Annotated in this window: 21 protein-coding genes and 1 tRNA gene; 2 read left to right on the top strand and 20 right to left on the bottom strand. The window is 49.8% G+C overall.

From position 1 onward, the window contains the following. The 6 genes from BFJ94_RS03495 to BFJ94_RS03470 all read right to left on the bottom strand — a co-directional run. Nucleotides 1-557: reverse transcriptase domain-containing protein (locus BFJ94_RS03495; protein ID WP_240431891.1), on the bottom strand; the 557-nt coding region annotated here is incomplete at its 3' end. Between the two features lie 731 nt (nt 558-1,288). Next, a complete protein-coding gene (gene rnhB, locus BFJ94_RS03490) occupies nt 1,289-1,909 on the bottom strand; it encodes a ribonuclease HII (protein WP_120461234.1) in 621 nt (206 codons plus the stop codon). 394 nt (nt 1,910-2,303) lie between these two features. Beyond that, complete coding sequence (ylqF, locus tag BFJ94_RS03485; RefSeq protein WP_120465069.1) at nt 2,304-3,167, bottom strand: ribosome biogenesis GTPase YlqF; 864 nt, start codon at nt 3,165-3,167, stop codon at nt 2,304-2,306. A gap of 38 nt (nt 3,168-3,205) precedes the next feature. Continuing rightward, nucleotides 3,206-3,829: a signal peptidase I gene (lepB, locus tag BFJ94_RS03480; RefSeq protein WP_120461232.1), complete on the bottom strand. Its 624-nt coding sequence runs from the start codon at nt 3,827-3,829 to the stop codon at nt 3,206-3,208. A 111-nt stretch (nt 3,830-3,940) separates the two neighbouring features. Further along, nucleotides 3,941-4,285: a 50S ribosomal protein L19 gene (rplS, locus tag BFJ94_RS03475; protein WP_120461230.1), complete on the bottom strand. Its 345-nt coding sequence runs from the start codon at nt 4,283-4,285 to the stop codon at nt 3,941-3,943. 277 nt (nt 4,286-4,562) lie between these two features. Then, nucleotides 4,563-4,636: transfer RNA gene (locus tag BFJ94_RS03470), tRNA-Pro, on the bottom strand. Between the two features lie 997 nt (nt 4,637-5,633). Between BFJ94_RS03470 and BFJ94_RS03465 the strand changes: the two genes are divergently transcribed. Further along, nucleotides 5,634-6,581: a polysaccharide deacetylase family protein gene (locus BFJ94_RS03465; RefSeq protein WP_120461228.1), complete on the top strand. Its 948-nt coding sequence runs from the start codon at nt 5,634-5,636 to the stop codon at nt 6,579-6,581. 70 nt (nt 6,582-6,651) lie between these two features. Here the strand turns inward: BFJ94_RS03465 and trmD are convergent, their stop codons facing one another. The 9 genes from trmD to smc all read right to left on the bottom strand — a co-directional run bounded on the left by trmD (nt 6,652) and on the right by smc (nt 16,131). Next, the gene (trmD, locus tag BFJ94_RS03460; RefSeq protein ID WP_120465068.1) at nt 6,652-7,488 is read right to left on the bottom strand and encodes a tRNA (guanosine(37)-N1)-methyltransferase TrmD; all 837 of its coding nucleotides are present in this window, start codon (nt 7,486-7,488) and stop codon (nt 6,652-6,654) included. 2 nt (nt 7,489-7,490) lie between these two features. Then, nucleotides 7,491-8,009, bottom strand: a complete 519-nt coding sequence (gene rimM, locus BFJ94_RS03455) for a ribosome maturation factor RimM (protein ID WP_120465067.1) — start codon at nt 8,007-8,009, stop codon at nt 7,491-7,493. Nucleotides 8,010-8,155: 146 nt separating this feature from the next. Then, nucleotides 8,156-8,386, bottom strand: coding sequence for a KH domain-containing protein (locus BFJ94_RS03450; RefSeq protein ID WP_068780674.1), 231 nt, complete (start codon nt 8,384-8,386; stop codon nt 8,156-8,158). 21 nt (nt 8,387-8,407) lie between these two features. Further along, nucleotides 8,408-8,680 carry a 30S ribosomal protein S16 gene (gene rpsP, locus BFJ94_RS03445; RefSeq protein ID WP_120461226.1) on the bottom strand — a complete coding sequence of 91 codons (273 nt, stop codon included), beginning with the start codon at nt 8,678-8,680 and terminating at the stop codon, nt 8,408-8,410. Nucleotides 8,681-8,753: 73 nt separating this feature from the next. Then, a complete protein-coding gene (gene ffh / locus BFJ94_RS03440; RefSeq protein WP_120461224.1) occupies nt 8,754-10,130 on the bottom strand; it encodes a signal recognition particle protein in 1,377 nt (458 codons plus the stop codon). Nucleotides 10,131-10,216: 86 nt separating this feature from the next. Continuing rightward, a complete protein-coding gene (locus BFJ94_RS03435) occupies nt 10,217-10,570 on the bottom strand; it encodes a putative DNA-binding protein (RefSeq protein WP_120461222.1) in 354 nt (117 codons plus the stop codon). 190 nt (nt 10,571-10,760) lie between these two features. Next, the gene (trhA, locus tag BFJ94_RS03430; RefSeq protein WP_120461220.1) at nt 10,761-11,408 is read right to left on the bottom strand and encodes a PAQR family membrane homeostasis protein TrhA; all 648 of its coding nucleotides are present in this window, start codon (nt 11,406-11,408) and stop codon (nt 10,761-10,763) included. 80 nt (nt 11,409-11,488) lie between these two features. Then, nucleotides 11,489-12,499 carry a signal recognition particle-docking protein FtsY gene (gene ftsY, locus BFJ94_RS03425; RefSeq protein ID WP_120461218.1) on the bottom strand — a complete coding sequence of 337 codons (1,011 nt, stop codon included), beginning with the start codon at nt 12,497-12,499 and terminating at the stop codon, nt 11,489-11,491. A gap of 59 nt (nt 12,500-12,558) precedes the next feature. Continuing rightward, entirely contained in the window at nt 12,559-16,131 is a 3,573-nt protein-coding gene (gene smc / locus BFJ94_RS03420; protein ID WP_120461216.1) for a chromosome segregation protein SMC, read from the bottom strand. Between the two features lie 173 nt (nt 16,132-16,304). On the opposite strand from smc, the gene BFJ94_RS03415 reads away from it, so the two are divergent. Then, nucleotides 16,305-17,729 carry a serine hydrolase domain-containing protein gene (locus BFJ94_RS03415; RefSeq protein WP_120461214.1) on the top strand — a complete coding sequence of 475 codons (1,425 nt, stop codon included), beginning with the start codon at nt 16,305-16,307 and terminating at the stop codon, nt 17,727-17,729. A 192-nt stretch (nt 17,730-17,921) separates the two neighbouring features. Here the strand turns inward: BFJ94_RS03415 and rnc are convergent, their stop codons facing one another. From rnc to fabD, 5 genes are all read right to left on the bottom strand, one after another. Further along, nucleotides 17,922-18,614 carry a ribonuclease III gene (gene rnc, locus BFJ94_RS03410; protein WP_120461212.1) on the bottom strand — a complete coding sequence of 231 codons (693 nt, stop codon included), beginning with the start codon at nt 18,612-18,614 and terminating at the stop codon, nt 17,922-17,924. Nucleotides 18,615-18,626: 12 nt separating this feature from the next. Next, nucleotides 18,627-19,865 carry a beta-ketoacyl-ACP synthase II gene (fabF, locus tag BFJ94_RS03405; protein ID WP_120461209.1) on the bottom strand — a complete coding sequence of 413 codons (1,239 nt, stop codon included), beginning with the start codon at nt 19,863-19,865 and terminating at the stop codon, nt 18,627-18,629. 125 nt (nt 19,866-19,990) lie between these two features. Next, nucleotides 19,991-20,224, bottom strand: coding sequence for an acyl carrier protein (gene acpP, locus BFJ94_RS03400; RefSeq protein ID WP_068780664.1), 234 nt, complete (start codon nt 20,222-20,224; stop codon nt 19,991-19,993). 67 nt (nt 20,225-20,291) lie between these two features. After that, nucleotides 20,292-21,041, bottom strand: coding sequence for a 3-oxoacyl-[acyl-carrier-protein] reductase (fabG, locus tag BFJ94_RS03395; RefSeq protein WP_120461207.1), 750 nt, complete (start codon nt 21,039-21,041; stop codon nt 20,292-20,294). Nucleotides 21,042-21,199: 158 nt separating this feature from the next. Next, nucleotides 21,200-22,144 carry an ACP S-malonyltransferase gene (gene fabD, locus BFJ94_RS03390; protein WP_120461204.1) on the bottom strand — a complete coding sequence of 315 codons (945 nt, stop codon included), beginning with the start codon at nt 22,142-22,144 and terminating at the stop codon, nt 21,200-21,202. Nucleotides 22,145-22,164: the final 20 nt, after the last annotated feature.

Here is a 22,164-nt window from a genome sequence, read left to right as displayed (position 1 = left end):
AGTTTCTCATGCGATATATGATCGAAGTATCCTTTGATATCCACATCGACGACCCAGTATATTTTCCCTTCATTGACCGTCGTCATGATTTTCTGGATCGCATCGTGGGCACCTCGTTTCGGGCGGAATCCATAGGAGAAGTCCTTGAAATCTGCCTCGAAGATCCCTTCTAGCACGATTTTTGTGGCCATCTGTACCAGTCGATCTCGCAGGGTTGGAATCCCCAAGGGTCTTGTTCGACCATCCCCTTTAGGGATTTCGACTCTCCGAACGGGAGAGGGGCGGTACGTTCCATTTCTGAGTTGACCACAGGTTTCCTGGATAAAGCGTTTCTCTCCATATTCTTCGGTAATCTGCTGGATCGTTACTCGATCTATCCCCGCGCTACCTTTGTTTGCTTTGATCTGTTTCCACGCGTAGGTCATGATATCTTCCCGGTAGATCTTGTCATAGAGGGCATGAAATCGACGTGTCGGTTTTTCCTTAGCCGCAAGGTATAGAGTTCTTTGTAGTTGTCGAGCTTTTTCTTTGGCGTAGTTAGCCTTTCGGGCATTCACTCGCTCTTACCTCCTCAGTTCCCATGAATGAAGTGGGGTATTGTCTTTTGACGCCCTTCCCTCCGCAAGGTTATGTTGTCCTTTGCCTCATCAGTACTATGGCCCCCTCCGACTCCCTTCCCACGGATTCCCATTTCACCTATTTAGGCTTATAGGTTCACCATTTACGTATTTTTTTCGTGTGGGTGAGGGTCTCCCTAGTTCCAGACATAACTTTCTCCACATGCCGACCCCTATACACCGGAGAGTTCTTCCGCACTGCGATCCAAGTTCTTCATGCGTTCCATGGCCTTCACCCTTTCGCTCGGGGCTCGGCACTCTCTTTTCCTCCCTTTGAGGTAGGTTAACCTTGACGATGCGGTAGGGTTCATTTTCATTACGGCCTGTGGATTTGCTTCACATGTTTTTTTTTTACATGCTTTTTACAGGGCTTCAGTCCACGAATTTCGTCGTAGACTGCCTGCTAGCTACGGGGCAGCTTGGTCTTTACCCCGACTGAACTTTCATCAGTTAGTTATGCCTAGCTTGGCTAGGCGCGCAACGAAACTGGGGATCGTTATTTGAGCGAATTTGGGGTCTAAAGGCGGGATTTGCTCAGAATAACGATATGGTGTTTCGTTAAAAATTTATTGCCGCTGTTTTTGCAGAAATAGCGATATGGAGTTTCGTTAGACGAAGAACGGAGAATGCAAATGGTGTAAGGAAAACCCGCCAAGCAAGGCGGGTCAGATTCAGAACAATGTCTGCTCTTCAATCAGCAAATTCCGTAAAAAGCTTCTGCGATGCATCGGCGTCGGACCCAGAGCCAAAATTTGCTCCCGATGCAGCTTGGTGGCATAACCCTTATGTACTGCAATGCCGTATTCGGGGTACTTCACATCCCATTCTCCCTGGCATAGTCGATCCCGCGTTACTTTGGCTATGATCGATGCAGCCGCGATCGATTGACTGGTGGCATCCCCTTTAATAATCGCCAGCTGCGGTATTTGGCTATCGATCTTCTCCGCATCGATCAGCAGCAGATCCGGCTTAATCGTCAATTGTCCCACTGCCTGTTTCATCGCCAGCCGCGCCGCCTGCTTAATATTAATCCGATCTATCGTTGGAGCATCCACGTACCCTACACCTACGGAAAGCGCCTGTTCCATAATAACATCGTATAAATAATCGCGTTTCTTGGCGCTCAGCTTTTTAGAATCATCGACATCCTCCAGCACGAGCCCACGCGGCAAAATAACCGCAGCCGCAACCACGTCACCAAACAAACAACCGCGCCCTACCTCATCTACACCCGCAATATTCTGATAGGACTGTTCCCAATATTCCTGTTCATATTTCAGTAAATCACTCATCATTTCTCCTCATTCTGACCCTACGACTGCTTAGTTTAAAATATTCCTATAGTACACTATATACTATTTATCGGTTGTACGGCCGCTAATTTGAGCAGCCTGCAAGGTTGAATTTTTTTCCTGATTGATCGCAACAGTTCTAACGGAACTCACAGCCTCTATTTTGATGATTTTGCCGAATTCAATATTGCAACGGAAATCAGATCCTCTATTGAAGAATTAATCGCCCCAATTGCCTAGAAAATCCCCCATTAAGGCCCCTCATTTCCGTTAGAGCCGTGCGGGCTTAGTCTAAACAAAAGCCACACAAAAATCCTCCCCTACAAGCCCATCAAGGCTGTCTGGAAGGATTGTTAAATAAGCTATTCGATTCTATGATCTATGATCCCCGGCCCTAGTAAGGGGCTTCCATCGAATATCTGCCCAGCTTGCCGGCCCGCAGCTCACGCAGCAGAATTCCCGAGGCCTTCTCTAAATCAACACGCCCACCGCTCATGATACAGCCGCGTTTGCGGCCTACCGCCTCCATGACCGCTACGATATCGTCCGGGTTCTCCGGGTCCTGTGGCGGCTCCTTCAGCTCAAACCGGTTCGAGAAGGGCTCCCAGTAATACTTCACTAAATATTTTACGCCAAAAAAAGCGACATCTTCCACATTCAATATTTCCTCACGGATCGCCCCAGTCACAGCAAGACGATAGCCTACATTCTGATCCTCAAATTTAGGCCACAGTATCCCTGGAGTATCCAGCAGCTCCATATCCGTCCCTACCTTGATCCATTGCTGGCCTTTGGTCACGCCAGGACGATCACCTGTTGCCGCGATGTTGCGGCCCGCCAGGCGATTAATCAGCGTTGATTTGCCAACGTTCGGAATCCCTACGATCAAGGCACGAACCGCACGTGGATTCATTCCTTTAGCTCTTTGCTTCTCAAGCTTCTCTTTTAACAGTTCCTTAGCCAGGATTGGAATTTCCTTAATTCCTTGACCACTATATGCGTCCACAGCTACAGCCAGATGACCCTCTTGCTTAAAAACCTCCAGCCACTGCTTCGTAACAGCCGGATCAGCCAAATCAGCTTTATTAAGCACGATCAAACGCGGCTTTTCCTGCAAAATTTCATCGATCATCGGATTTCTGCTGGACATCGGCAATCTCGCATCCAACAGCTCGATCACAACGTCAATCAGCTTAAGTTTATCTTGAATCTGCCGGCGCGCCTTGGTCATATGTCCGGGAAACCATTGAATTGCCATACGTATCACCTCAATTTCCCGAGCATACACTTTCGAGCTTAGTGACCGATCACCTTGATATCTCCTATAGGCCAGAACACAAGATCTGCCCGTCCAATGATATCCTTGAAAGGTACGAACCCGATCGCACGGCTATCGGTACTATTCGGCCGATTATCACCTAGCACGAATACATAGCCCTCCGGAACTTTGCCGTCCGGGAACTGCTCATTAGGGAAGTTTCTTTCTGTATTATATAGTTGATTATTATTATGCTTCTCATCTAATTCCGATTGGATGTAAGGCTCCTCAATAGCCTCACCATTAATCGTAATCGTGTCGCCCTCGACTTTCACTGTATCGCCCGGCACCCCGATCACACGTTTAATGAAATCGCGTCCTTCCGACGGAACGTGGAACACGATGACCTCACTGCGTTTAGGCTCGCGAAAATCATAAAGAATTTTGTTCACAATAATTCTCTCGCCAGTATAGAAATTCGGGTGCATCGAAGGTCCATCAACGATGAATGGAGCGAATAACAGCCATCTAATCAATAATACTATTACGACAGCGATCACGATGGCCTTTAACCACTCCATTGCTTCGCTTTTTTGTTCTTGGGGCGGCTCTTGTGAGTCCACCGCATTACCGGGCTGACCCGGATGAGTATGCTCTTCCATAGGATCGCGATCTCTCCTTGTCATATATAGTATGCAGCACTATACGATCTTTTATAAAAATAGAAGGGGAGCTTGAGTAAACACACAAGCTCCCCCTTATCGTTAACCCAATTAACGACGCATTTCTTTAATTCTCGCTGCTTTACCGCGAAGTTCACGAAGATAGTACAGCTTCGCACGACGCACTTTACCACGGCGAGCCACTTCGATTCTATCGAGTTTAGGGGAATGAAGCGGGAAAGTTCTTTCCACACCTACACCGTTCGAAATTTTACGAACTGTAAAAGTTTCGCTGATTCCTCCACCACGACGCTTAATTACAACACCTTCAAACAACTGGATACGTTCACGAGATCCCTCGATAACCTTAACGAACACTTTTAAAGTGTCACCAGGACGAAAGCTCGGAATATCTTTGCGAAGTTGTTCTTGCGTAATCGCTTGTACGATATTCATCTAGGACTCCCTCCTTCCACTCAGGTGTTCATGCCTCTTCTGGAAAACCTCTGTTTTCCTTCATCATCCGCAGCGGACCACCGATTTCACAACAAGATTAATAATAGCACAGAAATATAGGCATAGCAAGAAATTATTACGTGCTGTATCGGTAATTTGATCGAAACGGATTTGTTGTTTTGAGTTAAAAGTAAAAAAAGACCGCTCCAAAAGCGGCCATTGGCTCAACGGTGTCTGGTTCCAGCGACATAGCTATGTAAGTTCATGAAGATCTGAATCGGAGTAGCGGGATTCGAACCCACGGCCTCGCCCACCCCAAGGGCGCGCGCTACCTGACTGCGCCATACCCCGATATGTGGTACGCAAACTTTCCGAACTAATCAACGATTATCCCAATTTCAAACCAATATTAGGTTGAAGGCCAGCTAGCTGCTTACTTAATTATATGCGATAGGCGCGCGCCCATGCAATAAACCCATATAATTTCCTTAAAAAGTCTGCACAGTTTTCTCACCCTATGGTATGATATGGAAAAAGGAAAGGATGCTATGCATGCTTGTAACCGCTTCCTTTATTCTTGCAATCCCCATCGTGGTATTTGTCGTTAGTGTCTGGTTGGCGGATGTAGCGAACGTCCGGAGTATAAGACGAGACAGTCACGCACATAGCGGACGGTAGATTAGTTTCTTCTATTAATATTGTAAAATGGCGCAGACCCCACGGTTTTTTATTCCGTGAATCTGCGCTTCTTTTTTGTAGAAGCCCGCTAGATCAGCAACTCGAGAGCTATCGAAGCTGTAAATTTGCCATATATGCAGGTTTTTCCACCGACAACCTCTGTTCTTGATGAACTCGGCAAGTCTCCCGGGGTTCTAACGAAACTCCATATCGCTATTTCCACAATATTAGCCATCTCTCAAATCTAACGATACACCATCTCGCTATTTGAGCAAAAATCGGCCTTTTAGCCCCTAATTCGTCCCAATAGCGATACCCTGTTTCGTTAGATTTTGAAACGCCCCCTTTTGAGGCAAATAACGATACCCTGTTTCGTTAGAATTGGCGGCGGCTCTTTTTGACGCAAGATGCAGCAAATAACGCCCCTGTTCCGTTACAATTCAGGGCCGCAGGACAGTCACTGTTTCGACATGGCCATGTATTGCTCAACCATCTGAAATGTGGAGGAAATCACTGTCTCAGGGCGATAATCTCGGGGAATTCCTGCATAATTGCAGGCTTCTCCGGAAAAGGCGGATACATGAGCAAATTCTCATTCCAATTTTGTAACTTTATTATAGTGGCGCTCGATTATAATGAAATAGGTAAAATAGAGATATAGGAGAGAAATATGTCACGATTCGTAAAAGTAAGTTCACTTGTTTTAGCAATACTGATCATTGTTTATTCTTTCGCAGTTACCCACCCGACTAATGCGTTATCCCACAAGGCCTGTACCTCCTGGCAAATGGTCAGGGACAAATCGTTCATGATCACCCACTACGGATTCAAGGGGAATGATGTGAATAAGCTCCCTGCCGGATTTGAGGTGAAGCCTGGCACGGCCAAGGAAGTTCCTGTTCTGATGTATCATTATATTACCCCGGAGGCCAATAACCGCGAACCGGGAAATAAATCGGTCATCAATCTCGAGGCTTTTGAGGAGAATATGGAATATCTGCATGATGAGGGTTACTACACTGCAACGCTGGAGGAGTTGGAGCAATACGTGCTCGGCGAAATTTCTCTGCCGGAGAAATCGATTGTCCTCACTTTTGATGACGGGTACCAGAACAATTATATTTACGCTTACCCACTCTTGAAGAAATACGGCTTCCATGCCACGATCTTCATGATCGGCAGCAAGATGGAAGAGAAAACGGTAGCGTTCGATCCGAATAAGAAGAGTTTCCTGTCCCGCGCAGAGATCGAAGCTTCCAAGGATGTATTCGAGTATCACAGCCATACATATGACCTGCATCGCAAAGGATTTCCAAAATGCGGTGAGGACAAGTCACTAGCACTCGATACTAATCTACTGCAAAAAGATATTAGCGCAATTAAAGCGGAAGGGATCGATACCCCTTACTTTGCTTATCCATTCGGTGAAAAGTCGCGGCAGATGATCTACTATTTGAAGGAGAACGGTTACCGCATGGCGTTCACAGTCCGTCAAGGCTTCGTACAACCAGGAGATCCGCTGATAAAATTAAATCGTCTGACGGTCACCTCGAAGACGAATCTGCCGGAGCTGCTGCAGAAGAAGATCACGCCGCGAGAGGCATTATCGCAATATTAGAGATTAAATCAGGTTATCCTTATGCAAAAGAACCCTCGAACTCACCGAAGTGGAATTTGAGGGTTCTTTTTTATTGATCCATCTCTTCTTTCAATTGCTTGAGCCAGGCGATATCATCCCGAGATAGCTCCAAGCCTTCCAACAGATCAGGTCTGCGCAGCCAAGTGCGACGCAATGCCTCTCTGCGGCGCCAAAGCTCGATATTGGCGTGATGGCCGCTCAGCAGAATATCCGGCACCTTCCAGCCCCTGAATTCCACCGGCCGAGTATAGTGCGGATATTCAAGCAGTCCGGTGCTGAAGGAATCCGTTACCGCACTGGTCTCATTGCCGAGCACTCCCGGCAATAAGCGGGTAACACTATCGATCACCGTCATTGCCGGAATTTCTCCGCCTGTCAGCACATAGTCCCCGATCGATAATTCGTCGGTGACCAGATGCTCGCGGATGCGTTCATCATAGCCTTCATAATGACCGCAAATGAAGATCAAATGCTCCTCCTGAGCCAATTCCTCTGCTTTGCGCTGAGTGAAGGTCTCACCCTGAGGGCACATGAGGATGATGCGTGGTGCCTTCCCTTGTAGGGTCGCCTGCATCCCTTCAACAGGTACAGCCTGCCCATGTTCAACTCTCTCGTCTGAATCCGGGCATTGCCAAGCGGCGTCTTCCTCGACTTCCTTCCCGAGCAAATCCTCCACCGCGCGAAAGATCGGGTCAGGCTTCAACACCATCCCGCCTCCGCCCCCGTATGGAGTATCGTCCACGGTACCATGCTTATTACCAGCATAATCACGGAAATTAATAGCGTTCAAGGAGACTAGTCCCTTCTCCCTGGCTTTGCCGAGAATGCTGCTCTGGAATACCCCGTCGAACATTTCCGGAAACAGGGTCAGCACGTCCATCCTCATCATTACAACAGCCCTTCCAGTAGATGAACTTTTACCAGTTTGGCCTCTACATCCACATCGAGCACAACATCATCGATGACCGGAAGCAGCAGTTGCTTGCGAGATGGCATTTTGACAACCCACACGTCATTCGCCCCTGGACGGAGTATTTCCTCAATGACTCCCAAATCCTCGCCTTCATCGCTCACGACTCGGCAGCCGATAATTTCATAGTAATAATACTCATTATCCGGCAGATCAACAGCATCCGCTTTGGAGACTTTAAGCTCACAGCCTTTATATTTTTCAACCTGATTGATATTATCGTACTCATTGAGCTTTATAATATACATTTGCTTCACCAGCCGGGCGGAAGCTACCGTAACATCGATCTGCTCGCCGCTGTCCGGGTTTACGATCTTAAGTTTGTTCTTCGGGGCAAATCTGACCTCTGGAAAATCAGTATGCGGCAAAATTTTTAACTCCCCGCGAATTCCATGAGTATTCACGATTTTCCCTACCATTAACAATGAATCCGACATAATTACCTCCCGAGAATACGTCTGCTTATCCACGATCATGTAACTGATCCATTCTTATATTTCATCAAAGGCCAACCGTTTCATTCATACTTTCTGCATGTACGAAAGCGGGCTAGGATAAGCTCCTAACCCGCTTTCGTATATGTTTAAGACATGATATCTACGGTTACCCGCTTATCCATCTTAACGGCTGCCGATGCCACAACCGTGCGGAGCGCCTTGGCGATTCTCCCCTGTTTGCCAATCACTTTACCCACATCATCAGGATGTACGGATAATTCATATACAATCAGGTGTTCCTTCTCAACGACCTCCACACGGACATCGTCCGGATGATCAACAAGAGCCTTCGCAATAACGCCGACTAATTGTTCCATATGGACCCTCCGAATCAGCAACTATTTTTGCATTTTAGACTCATGAAATTTCTTCATAACGCCTGCATTGCTAAGCAAATTGCGAACTGTATCAGATGCTTGAGCACCATTTTGCAACCATTGCAACGCTTTTTCTTCGTCGATCTTTACAACTGCCGGTTCAGCAACCGGGTTGTAGAAACCGATCTCTTCGATAAAGCGACCATCACGTGGGGAACGGGAATCCGATACCACGATACGATAGAAAGGAGCTTTATGAGCACCCATGCGTTTCAAACGAATACGAACTGCCACCAATTTCACCTCCTTTAAAGAATACCCAAACGATATGGAGTTTCGTTAGACGAAAACTGCCGTATATGAACCCTCACCGGAACGGAAATTTCATTCCTTTGCCCGCTTTACTGAGCTGCTTCATCATTTTATTGCCTTTGCCTTTAGGACCCATCATGTCAGAGAATTGCTTCATGACTCTGCGCATCTCATCGAATTGCTTGATCAGACGGTTCACGTCAGCAAGGCTAGTCCCGCTGCCAGCGGCAATCCGCTTGCGGCGGCTATGATTGATCAGATCAGGATTCTGCTTCTCATCCTTGGTCATGGAATGCACGATCGCCTCGACGCGGCCCATCTGCTTCTCATCGACCTTGATGTCCTTCATTTGCTTCATCTTGCCCATCCCCGGAATCATATCCAGGAGCTGGTCAATCGGGCCGAGCTTCTTCACTTGATCCATCTGTTCCAGGAAATCATCGAACGTGAATTCCGCATTGCGCATTTTCCGTTCCATTTCCTTCGCTTTCTCGGTATCGATGTTGGATTGTGCTTTCTCGATCAGAGAGAGCATATCCCCCATCCCGAGAATTCTCGACGCCATCCGTTCTGGATGAAACGGCTCAAGCGCATCGATCTTCTCGCCGAGCGCTGCGAACTTGATCGGGCAGCCCGTAACGGCCTTGACCGATAATGCCGCACCGCCGCGAGTATCGCCGTCCAGCTTCGTCAGTACGACACCAGTCAGCTCCAATTGCTTATTGAAGTTCTCCGCTACATTGACAGCGTCCTGCCCTGTCATCGCATCGACCACTAGCAATACTTCATCCGGCTGGGTCACTTCATGAATCTGACGGAGCTCCTCCATCAATTCCTCATCGATATGCAATCGACCCGCGGTATCAATCAGTAAATAATCATTGCCGTTATCCTTGGCATGCTGCAGCGCCTGACGGGCAATTTCCACCGGGCTGTTGCCAGCTGGCAGTGTAAATACCGGAACATTGATCTGCTCGCCGAGCACCTGCAATTGCTTGATCGCCGCCGGACGGTAAATATCGCCTGCTACGAGCAGCGGACGATGATTCCCCTTGAGCAGCAGCTTGGCCAGCTTGGCCGAGGTCGTCGTCTTACCTGCCCCCTGCAAGCCCGCCATCATCACAACGGTTGGCGGACGGTTACTCTTGGCCAGCTTGGCCTGAGTGCCACCCATCAATTCCGTCAATTCCTTATTGACGATATCGATGATTACCATCCCCGGAGTGAAGCTCTCCATCACTTCCTTGCCGATCGCTTTCTCCTTCACCTTGGCGACGAATTCCTTGACGACTTTAAAGTTAACATCCGCTTCCAGCATGGCGAGGCGAACCTCACGCATCGCTTCATTCACATCGTCCTCGGATACCTTGCCTTTGCCGCGAAGCTTGCTGAACACGTTCTGTAATCGGCTCGTCAATCCTTCAAAAGCCATTGCACCGTCACCTCCATTCATAGTCCACACATTAAAACTTGCTCAAAAAGTTAAATTCAACTCTATCTCTAGGCTTATCTTCAATTCTACAATCGCTCCACCTGGTGAAGCAAATCCAGGATCGTCTCCTTATGTACCGAAGACAAGTCATTCTGTTCTATCAAATGTTTGATCTCAGTGATCATTCTCGAACGCTCTTCGTCCTTGCTCAGCAGCCCAAGCTTCTCTTCATATGCTTCGAGCACTTCCTCAGCGCGCTTGATATGCTCATATACCGCCTGACGGCTAATGCCACTTTCATTTGCAATCTCCCCGAGGGAGAAGTCATCCAAAAAATAATATTTGAGAAACGTCTGCTGCTTCTCTGTCAGCAGGGTCTCATAGAAATCGAATAGCAGGTTGATCCGATTCGTCTTCTCAAGCTTATTCTCTTGACTCATTTGGGCACCCCCTCCGTCAAGGAAAAACACTTTACAGCGTATCAACATTCCTAATAATAGCGAATCCTTAACATGTTGTCAAGCGAAAATCCTTAACATGTAATTCACTAAGATCAGCGCCGGTTTCAGACAAGAAAAAGGCCGTCCGTCAGCGAGCCAACGGCGGCCAGAGTCATCTTCAACACATAAATCAATGATGCGGCAAAAGATACAGCAGAATCACAAAGAAGTGAGTAATGCTTCCCGCTAGTACAAACAGATGCCAAATCGCATGGTGATACGGGAATATACGCCATACATAAAAGATCGTGCCCAGCGTATACAGGATTCCGCCGGCCGCCAAAAGGACAATCCCCGGCTGCGGAACCGCTGCTGTAAGCGGACCCCAGGCTACGATGATCAACCAACCCATAAGCAGATAGAAGATAGTTGACATGAACAGGAATCTTTTCACGAAGAAGGCCTTGAACAGCACGCCCAACAGAGCGATGCCCCACACGATGCCGAACAGGCTCCAGCCGAGCGGGCCGCGGACCGCTACGAGCATTAGCGGCGTATAGGTTCCGGCGATATAGACATAGATCGAAGAATGATCGAAAAATTCGAACAGATCCTTGAGCTTGCCCTCCTTGAAGCTATGCACCAGAGTGGAACAAACGTAGAGCAGCAGCATGCTGACTCCGTAAATCGTAAAGCTGACGATATGCCAGGCATTGCCCTTCATGCTTGAAAAGACGATGAGCAGCACCAGCCCGGCCAGGCTCAGCATCGCGCCGATACCATGCGTGATTGCATTAGCAACCTCTTCACGGCGCGGGTAAGTATGTGTATTAGCCATCTTTGTCGCCTCCTTATCCGTTCATCTTGACTTCTATGGTCAGAATATGGGCATGAGCCCAAAATCGTTCCTATCTAACCTTATTCTATACTATTGTAGCCAGCTTCCTCTTCTTCATTCTCTTGGATCAAGCCAGAGAACAAACCGTGCACGAACAGCTCGGAATCGAACTTCTGCAGATCCTCCATTTTCTCCCCAAGACCGACCAGCTTCACCGGCAGACTAAGCTCCTGGCGGATCGCTATGACGATGCCGCCCTTGGCCGTGCCGTCAAGCTTGGTCAATACAAGTCCTGTAACACCGCTCTTCTCGCCGAAAAGCTTCGCCTGAGAAAGCGCATTTTGCCCCGTTGTCGCATCAAGCACCATCAGCACTTCATGCGGAGCACCCGGGATTTCGCGCTGGATGACTCGGAATATTTTATTCAATTCCTCCATCAGATTCGATTTATTCTGCAGCCGTCCTGCCGTATCGCAGAGCAGAATATCTGCTCCGCGCTGCTTCGCAGCCTGTACCGCATCGAACATCACTGCCGCCGGGTCTGAGCCAGCATGCTGCTTGATAACTTCGACGCCGGCACGTTCCCCCCATACTTCAAGCTGCTCGATCGCGCCCGCCCGGAACGTATCTCCGGCAGCCATGATCACTTTTTTCCCCTGCTGCTTGTAATGATGGGCCAGCTTGCCGATGGTCGTCGTCTTGCCGACCCCGTTCACCCCGACGAACAAGATAACGGTAATGCCGTCCGGGTTCAGCCGCAGATCATTATTCTCGTCTCCACGCAGAAGCTCGACAAGCTTCTCCGATAGAATCGGCTGCAGATCGGCTGCGTCCTCGATTTTACGCTTCCTCACTTCATCACGCAGATCGTCAATCAGTTGCATCACTGTATTCACGCCTACATCGGCACCGATCAGGATCTCTTCCAATTCTTCGAAGAACTCCTCGTCTATCTTCTTGCGGCGAGTGATCAGGTCAGCGACCTTCTCCACGAAGCCTTTCCGCGTCTTCTCCAAGCCGTCCTTGAACTGTTTGGTAACGGACTCCGTTTTTGAAGAAATGCTCTCTTTCAGTTTTTTAAAGAAACTCATATGCTGCCTCCTCAATCTTCTTCAACAATATTCTTAACTAAGAAAAATAAATGTGCAAATTAGGCAATTTCCACGGTCTCATCATCATCCAGCTTCACGGAGACGAGCTTGGATACGCCGCCTTCCTCCATCGTCACCCCATAGAGGACATCAGCTTCTTCCATCGTTCCCTTGCGGTGGGTCACCACGATAAATTGAGTCTGCTCGGAAAATTCCCGCAAATATTGCGCAAAGCGGATGACGTTAGCTTCATCCAGAGCCGCCTCGACCTCATCCAGCACACAGAACGGAACAGGCTTGACTTGAAGGATGGCAAATAGCAGCGCCATGGCGGTCAAAGCCCTCTCCCCACCGGACAGAAGCTGTAAATTTTGCAGCTTCTTGCCGGGAGGCTGGGCAACGATATCAATCCCGGTCTCCAGTAGATGATCGGGATCAATCAGCTGCAGATCAGCGCGGCCGCCTCCAAACAGCTTGGTGAACACGATGCTGAACTCCCGTTTGATCGCATCAAAAGTCTGTTTGAACCGCTTCGACATCTCATCATCCATTTCCTGAATCACCTGATATAATGTCGTCTTTGCTTCCACCAGATCATTCTTCTGCTCCGTCAGGAACTGATAGCGTTCATTGACCCGGCTATATTCCTCGATCGCGCCGAGGTTCACCTCGCCGAGCAGCGTAATCTGCCTTTTCAGCTCCTTGGACTGGGCTTGTGCAGCGGGCACATCCTCAGGAATCTGATAGCGCTGCTTCGCCATTTCATAGCTCAGTTCATAGTCATCGCTCAGCTTGCTTAAGATGTTCTCCAGCTCTACATCGAGCCGATTGGCCTGAATTTCCGTCTGCCGCAGCTTCTCCTCTACCGCCTTAAGCGCAAGGCGCTGCTCCTTCGTCTCATTCTCACCGTCAGCCAGCTTCTTGACGAGCACCACCCGGGAGGCTCTTTCCAGCTCAAGCTGCTCTCCGGCCTGCTCTTTTTTCAATTTATATTCATTCAGCTCTTCACGCTGCGTTGCGCTCTGCTGAACATTCTTCTCTAAGTCTGCCACAATCGACTGCAAAATACTGCGATTCTGATCCAGCTCCCGCTTCAGAATACTGCAGTCTTCCTCCGAGCGCCGCAATTGCTCACGTATCGAGAAGCATTCCTGATCCAACTTGCCTTCACGAACCTTAAGTCCGGTCAGCCGATCCTGCAGCTCTTCCTTCGCTGATTCATTCGCTTTGCGAGCATATTCAGCCGCTTGAATCGATTGCTGGACATGCTGCTCTTGCTTCTCTAGCTCGACCAGCTTCTTCTCGGCCTGCTCCTTCGCTTGCTTCAGCTCTTCGATCTCCTTGATATAATGACTCTTCTCTTGACCATATAGCTCGAATTGCTCAGAGACATGCCTCCATTCATGATCAACCTGCTTCAGGTCGCCAGCGATGGATTGCTCCTCACTGCGCTTATGGTCACCTGCCTCGCGCAGCTTCTCGAGCAGCTGCTCAGAAGCACTGACTTGCTCGCGCACATCGGTCAGGCCCTTGCGCAGCTTGTCCAGCATTTCATCCGCCTCACGGATGTCTGTGGCCAGTTGATCCAGTTGACGCTTACGTCCGAGCAAATTGCTGTTCTTGCGATGCTGACTGCCCCCGGTCATCGAGCCACCGGCATTAACGACATCACCATCCAGCGTCACGATCCGGAAGCGGTACTGGCAGCGAGCAGCCATCTTGTTGGCCCGCTCCAGGTCACTGGCAAAGACCACATTGCCAAGCAAGCTGCCGACAATATTGCCGTACTGCAGATCATAGCCTACCAGCTCCGCACCGATACCGACAAAGCCGTCTGCGTCCTCCATCAGCCTCTTATCAGCGACCGAGATTTGCCTTGGTCGGATTACATCGAGCGGCAGGAAGGTCGCTCGGCCTAGCTGCCGCTGCTTGAGGAACGATATCGCCTGCCGCGACACCGCTTCATTCTCCATGACGATATGCTGCATAGCAGCGCCAAGCGCTGTCTCCACCGCGATCTCCAGCTTCTCCGGCACGCGGATGAGCTCGGCTACCGCGCCATGAACCCCGTGCAGCACGGACTTGCGGGCGGCCTTAAGCACTTCCTTGACGCCGAGGGCGAAGCCGTCGAAGTCCTCCTCCATCTCCTTCATCGTATCGCGTCTTGAGACGAGGCCTTCACGCTTCTGCTCCCATTTGCGGATGCCGTTCTGACTCTCCTCGACTAATCGATGCAGGGACTGACAGCGCTCGCTCTCCGTTATATATTGACCGCGCAGCTCGGCGATCTCCGCTCCAAGCTGCTGCAGAACATGCTCCAATTGGCTCTTCTTATCCTTCAGTTGCTCCAGCTGCTCCTGCCATTTGCTTCCTTCTTCCTCGGAACGCTGCATCCGGCGCTGCACAGCTTCCTTCTGCTGTTCATTGTAGCGGATCTCATTACGCATCCCGGCCATCTGGTTCATAATCTCCAGCAATTGACCCTTCAAGCCTTCTTCCTGCTCCTGACTGATTCCGCCGGTAACCCCGATCAGCTTCACTTCTTCAGATTGCAGCTCTTCGCGCAGCGCCAGCAGTTGCTGCTCGGCAGCGGCGAATTTCTCAGCCAGCGCCTTCATCTCTGCATCCCGCTGAGCAAAGCGTTCCTCGCTCGCCGCCAGAGATTGCTGCAGCTGCTCGCGGTTCTGAGTCAGGTTCTTGGATCGCTCCTTTAGAACTTCACCGAAGCCTTCGCTTTTCTCATATTTTTCACTGTTCTCCAACAGCTGATTCTGCAGAATCTCAATCTTGTCCTCAACTTGACGGAGTGCCAGCCGATCGCTCTCCAGCTTCGCATCATGGGCAGACACGACCGTCGACAGAGCCAGCTCTTCCTCCTTCAGCTCGCTTAGCCGCTGATTCGTTACGCTCCATGATTCATGGATCTGCTCAATCTGATGCACATACAAGGAAATTTCTATATTTTTAAGCGATTCCCGCAATTGTTTATATTTAAGTGCCTTCTCGGACTGCTCCCGGAGCGGTCCGATTTGATCCTCCAGCTCACTGACCAGATCGTGAATTCTCAGCAGGTTCTGCTCCGTGTCATCTAATTTGCGTTTGGCGTCCCGCTTACGGTTCTTATACTTAACAATCCCTGAAGCCTCCTCGAAAATACCGCGGCGATCCTCGGAACGCGTACTCAGAATTTCCTCGATCCGCCCTTGTCCGATAATTGAATAGGCTTCCTTGCCGATCCCGGTATCCATGAACAGCTCGGTAATATCCTTTAGTCGGCAGGATTGCTTATTAATAAGATACTCGCTCTCTCCACTGCGGTGGACTCTGCGCGTTACCGTAACTTCGCTGAAATCCAGCGGCAAAGCCTGGTCGCCATTGTCCAGGGTCAGAGAAACCTCGCCATAGTTCACCGCCTTGCGCGCATCGCTGCCGGCAAAGATAATATCCTCCATCTTGCCGCCGCGCAGAGATTTGGCGCTCTGCTCTCCCAGCACCCAGCGGATCCCGTCGGAGATATTACTCTTCCCACTGCCGTTAGGTCCTACAACAGCGGTAATGCCGCGGACGAATTCCATCTCCGTCTTGTCGGCAAATGATTTAAAACCCGCTAATTCTATCCTTTTCAAAAACATACGTTCACGATCACCTCTAACGACTATTGTAACACACACCTACCCCATGGGACAGAAGGACGAAAGGCATGGGGACAGGCTTTTTTCAGTGCTTTTTTCAGAGCACTATGAATCTTGAAATCTTCCAGCAGGTTTGCTAGTCTGATAGACAACTATGGATAAAGGAGATCAACATGAACCAATCTCTACGACGCGCCATCTTGCTTCCGATTGTAATTTCTTCCATGCTCCTCGGTACATTAGCTGGAGCCCCTTCTCAAGCCAACGCGAAGAGTGTCACGACGGCTACAAAGACGACTGTGGCTCCAGACATGCTGCTTGACGGCAGACAGATCATCTGGACGAGCTCCCGGCCTTTCATTTATCAGGGAACGACCTATGTTCCGCTGCGCGAAGCTGCTGAGCTGCTAGGGGCCAAGGTTAGCTGGAATAAGGACAAACGTGCGACCGAGTTGCAGCTACATGGAAATACGATCGTTCACCGTCCACAAACCCGAGATTTCATCGTAAACGGCTATACCCGTATACAAGCGCCCGCTCCTTCTCTGTCCATCGATAGCACTACGATGGTTCCGCTGCGCACGCTTGTCGAAGCGCTCGGAGCAGAAATCTCGAGCTCCGCAAATCCGGTTCGCCAGCTGCAGCTGACGACGGATCATAGCACGATTACTGCGGAAGCCGCAGCCCAGGCCGATGATTATCTCATCCGGCATCAATTTTCAGGCATCGCGCTCATCGCTGATCATGGCGAAGTGCTGCTTCGCAAAGGCTATGGCCTGAGCGGTCCTGAGAGCTTAAATTCACCTGATGACCCATCGCGAATCGCCTCCTTGACCAAATCCTTCACCGCGGCAGCTATTATGAAGCTGGTTGAGAGCGGCAAGCTACATCTGGACGACACGCTGGATACTTATATTCCCGGATTTCCACAAGGAAATGAAATTACGCTGCATATGCTGTTGTCCCATACATCTGGGCTTGTATCCAATTTTCCGCGTACCGAGGGCTTGTCATTGCAACAAACGATGGAGGCGATCAAAAATAAACCGTTAGCCTTCGAACCCGGCACAGACTTCAAATACAGCAACAGCGGTTATATGCTGCTAGGCTATATCATCGAACAGGCGTCCGGCATGAGCTACGCCGATTACATCCACCAGCAATTCACCGGGCCGCTGCAAATGACTCACACCGGAGTTGCCGATGAGCACACGCCTACGATCAAAGGGTATGTATCGAAATCCGATCAATGGACGCTGGCTGGCAAGTATTACACTCAACCCGGCTCTGGCGGCCTGTATTCGACGGTCGACGACCTGTTAAAGTGGGATAGAGCCTTAAATACGACTGACATATTAAGCCAGGACTCTCTTGATAAAATGCTTACTCCCTACTCCCATAAAAATTATGGCTACGGCTGGATGATGGACCAGACGGGCGATAGGCCAGTCGTGTTCCACAATGGCAGCGGTACAGGCTACGCCACGGGGCTATCCCGAGAGCAAGGCGACGGCCTGACGATCATTCTATTAGGCAATCACGGTGGCGTAGATACGCTAACGATCATGAGAGATATTCGCCAATTGCTTACGCCTTAAGCGGACAGTAGCTAATAGCAACTCCTGTCATGGTGTCAGCGGACAACAACAGATGCGACGCAAAAAAGGGGCTATCCTTTGCCATACAAATGGTAATAGGACAGCCCCTTAAAGTTCAAAAAACTCGCTTTCCTAGCTTCATCCAACTTCTCGATGCAGAAAACCAACTTTTTGAACTCTTTTTTATAAAACTTAAGCCTGCTTCAGTCTTTCCAGCGCGATCTGCGCTGCCTGCTGCTCGGCTTCCTTCTTTGACCTACCGGACCCGCGCCCCAAACTGCGTCCGTCCATCCATACTTCCGAGACGAATTCACGTTCATGCGCCGGGCCTCGTTCTTCAACAATCCGGTACTCCAAGGCTCCCATATTATGATGCTGGGTTAACTCCTGAAGCTCCGTTTTATAGTCGGTGGTCTGAAGCTTCCCGTCAAACACAATTTGCGAGAAAATATAGCGATGCAAAAAAGCGGTGACCGCCTCCAGGCCCTGATCCAAATACAGAGCTCCTACAAAAGATTCAAATACATCTGCCAGTAGGGCAGGCCGGGTTCTTCCCCCTGTCATTTCCTCCCCTTTACCGAGCAGTACATATTTCCCGAACTCCAGGCGCTCTGCGAACCGTACCAATGACGGCTCGCAGACAATGGCAGCCCGAAGCTTCGTAAGCTCGCCTTCAGGCCGGTCCGGAAACAAGCGATATAAATGCTCCGATACCGTCAGCTCCAGAACAGCGTCGCCGAGAAATTCCAGACGTTCGTTGTCCTCATGCTGGTTGAAGCGATGCTCATTCACATAAGATGCATGGGTAAAAGCCTGTCTTAATAGCTGCTTATTGTGAAATACCAGTTGAAGTTTGTGCTGTAATTGCTTCAAATCTCCACTCAACTGACTGACCCCTTATGCTTCGAATTTCTTCAGGATTATGGTGGCGTTATGCCCGCCAAATCCAAAAGAGTTAGACATAGCTATTCTAACATCTGCTTGTCTTGCTTCATTAGGGACGTAATCCAGGTCACATTCCGGATCTGGATGCTCCAGATTAATAGTCGGTGCTATTATTCCATGCTGAAGCGTTAATCCGCAGATGACCGCTTCCACGCCCCCTGCCGCACCAAGCAGATGACCCGTCATCGATTTGGTCGAGCTGACCGCTACCTTATAAGCATGATCGCCTAGAGCACGCTTGATAGCGATGGTCTCCGACCTGTCTCCAACAGGAGTAGATGTACCATGCGCGTTAATATAATCGATTTCACTCGGATCGATATCGGCATCGCGAATCGCCATCTTCATGCAACGCTCCGGTCCCTTAGGATCCGGCTCAGTCAAATGATAGGCATCCCCGCTCAATCCGTAGCCGATTACCTCACCGTAGATCTTGGCCCCGCGTTTCTGAGCATGCTCCAGGGATTCCAGAACCAATACGCCAGAGCCTTCTCCCATAACAAAGCCGTCGCGCTCAGCATCGAACGGTCGACTCGCTCTGGTAGGATCATCGTTGCGAGTTGACATCGCCCGCATCGAACAGAAGCCAGCAAGTCCAGTTGGACGGATCGTTGCTTCCGCGCCGCCGCAAATCATCACATCTGCATCCCCGTACTTAATCAGCTTGTACGAATCGCCGATGGAATGAGTTCCGGTCGCGCACGCAGTCACCGTAGCGCTGTTAGGCCCCTTCGCTCCGAACAGAATCGACACCTGGCCAGAAGCCATGTTCGCAATCATCATCGGAATGAAGAACGGGCTGACCCGCTTCGGACCTTTCTCCAGTAGAATAGAATGTTGATCTTCCCAAGTGCCCAGGCCACCGATCCCTGAACCGATCATGACACCCACCCGTTCCGGGTCAGTGTCTTCCGCAATGTTCAGACCACTATGAGCCAGCGCCCGGCTGGCAGCAGCGACGGCAAACTGGACGAAACGATCCATCCTGCGTGCATCCTTGCGATCCATATAATCCTCAGGATTGAAATCCTTAACCGAAGAAGCAATCCGAGTGGTATATTCGCTAACATCAAAGGCCTCGATCTGCGACACGCCAGATTTTCCTTGGATCAGATTATTCCAGAGCGTATCCAAATCGTTGCCTAGGGCCGTTACAGAACCCATTCCAGTTATGACTACTCTATGTTTCAAACACACTCACCTCATAATAGACTTCATGTGTAATTACAATTATACATGTTCATTTATTGACGAAACGCGGGTAGAAGAGGAGAAGTCCCGCCTGCTTGTAAGGAGGTACGGGACTTGTCATGACATTAGGTATGAGATTGTATGTAGTTAACAACTTCACCTACAGTCGTAATCTTCTCTGCATCTTCGTCTGAAATTTCCAGATCGAACTCATCTTCTAATTCCATAACCAGTTCAACAACATCAAGAGAATCAGCACCCAAGTCATCCTTGAAAGACGCTTCAAGCGTTACTTCGGCTTCATCAGCGCCGAGGCGATCCACTACAATGCGTTTTACGCGATCAAATACATCGGACATCCGGTTCACCTCCTCTTTGGTATTATACGAGAATCTAAGTTAAAAAGCCATAGAAGGAAGAAGCAATTTACATATACATTCCGCCATCCACATGCAGCGTCTGCCCTGTCATATAGGACGCGCTATCTGATGCGAGGAACAAAGCTACCTTAGCGATTTCCTCCGGCTGTCCAAGACGAGCCAGCGGAATACTTCCAAGCATACTCTGACGCATTTCCTCCGGCAATTGCTCCGTCATATCGGTCTCAATGAATCCGGGAGCGATACAGTTCACGGTAATATTGCGAGAAGCAAGCTCGCGCGCCGCCGACTTCGTCAATCCGATGACGCCCGCTTTGGCTGCAACATAATTCGCTTGTCCTGCATTGCCCAACACGCCGACTACGGAGGAAATATTGATAATCCTTCCTGAACGCTGCTTCATCATCGGGCGGGTTACGGATTTGATGCCATTAAAAACACCCTTAAGATTCGTCGCTATGACTTCATCGAATTCTTCTTCCTTCATGCGCATGATCAAATTATCTCTAGTAATTCCGGCATTATTCACCAGAATATCGATTCGGCTCCATGCTTCGAGTACGCCTTTGACCATGGCATCGAACTGCTCGCTATCGCCGACATGCCCTTTAACCGCATATGCCTTGACTCCAAGCGCTTCGATCTCAGCTACGGTCTTGGCCGCCGCCGCTTCGTTACCGGCATAATTCACAGCTACATTAGCGCCGGCACCTGCCAGAGCGAGAGCGATGCTACGTCCGATCCCACGCGACGCCCCCGTAACAAGAGCAGTCTGTCCATCCAGTAATTTGCTCATACATCCATCTCCTTTCCTAGAATGCAACAGTCATTCCGGGATACTTCCTCGTAGTACGAGAAACAATGATACGATCTTTGTCGCCAGAAATCAACTAAAAAAATGCAAACCGATAAAAATCTTATAATATATGCATATTATTCCTGAATCCTTGACATTTAGTTGTCTTTAGTCAAAGCCGCTACCGTCGTCTCCAGACTCTCCAGCCCATTGACGTTGTAAATAGCTACACTTCTATCGATTTTCTTGATCAAGCCTGCCAGTACACTGCCAGGTCCCAGCTCGACAAAGGTATCGACGCCTTGCTCGATCAACCAGGTAATACTGTCCAACCAAAGGACCGGAGAATACACCTGCTCTACCAGCAACCGTTTGATCTCAGAGGCCTGTCCTACAGGGCCAGCTGTTACATTGGCCACGACTGGAACCTGCGCATCCTGAAGGGTCATGCTATTCAGCTTATCACCTAGACGCTCTGCGGCCGCCTGCATAAGTGAAGAATGGAACGGACCGCTTACTTCCAGAGGGATCGCCCGTTTTGCACCGATTTCCTTGACTCGTTCGACAACCTGGCCAACGCCTTCTTTGCTGCCGGAGACGACGATTTGCCCCGGACAATTGACGTTCGCAAGCTCTACGAGTTGTCCGCCGCGGCTTATATCGGCGCATAGCTCGGCCAACCCTTCGCGCGTTCCGCCGAGAACCGCAGCCATCGCCCCTTGTCCACCTGGAACGGCCTGTTCCATGAACTCGCCGCGTGCACGGACAATCGACACCGCATCCTCAAAAGATAGCACTCCAGCAGCTGTTAACGCACTGTATTCTCCCAGGCTATGACCGGCTACATAATCCGGCTTGATCCCTCTGGCAGCGAGCGCTTCATACATCACGACACTCGTAGTAAGCAAGGCTGGCTGCGTATTGGCCGTCTGCTTCAGCTCCTGCTCCGGCCCTTCAAAGATCAGCTTAGTCAGCGGGAAGCCAAGCTTCGTATCCGCCAGTTCGAATAATCGTCTGGCATCCGGAGCATGATCGAACAGATCCTTGCCCATGCCGACGGTCTGGGAACCTTGTCCCGGAAAAACAAATGCCACTTTTCCCATATTATTAACCTGCACTCCTT

The sequence above is a fragment of the Paenibacillus aceti genome (assembly GCF_003614185.1).
Lineage (GTDB): Bacteria > Bacillota > Bacilli > Paenibacillales > Paenibacillaceae > Fontibacillus > Fontibacillus aceti.
Note: the sequence above shows the minus strand (reverse complement) of the source record. Positions and strands in the feature narration are given on the sequence as shown.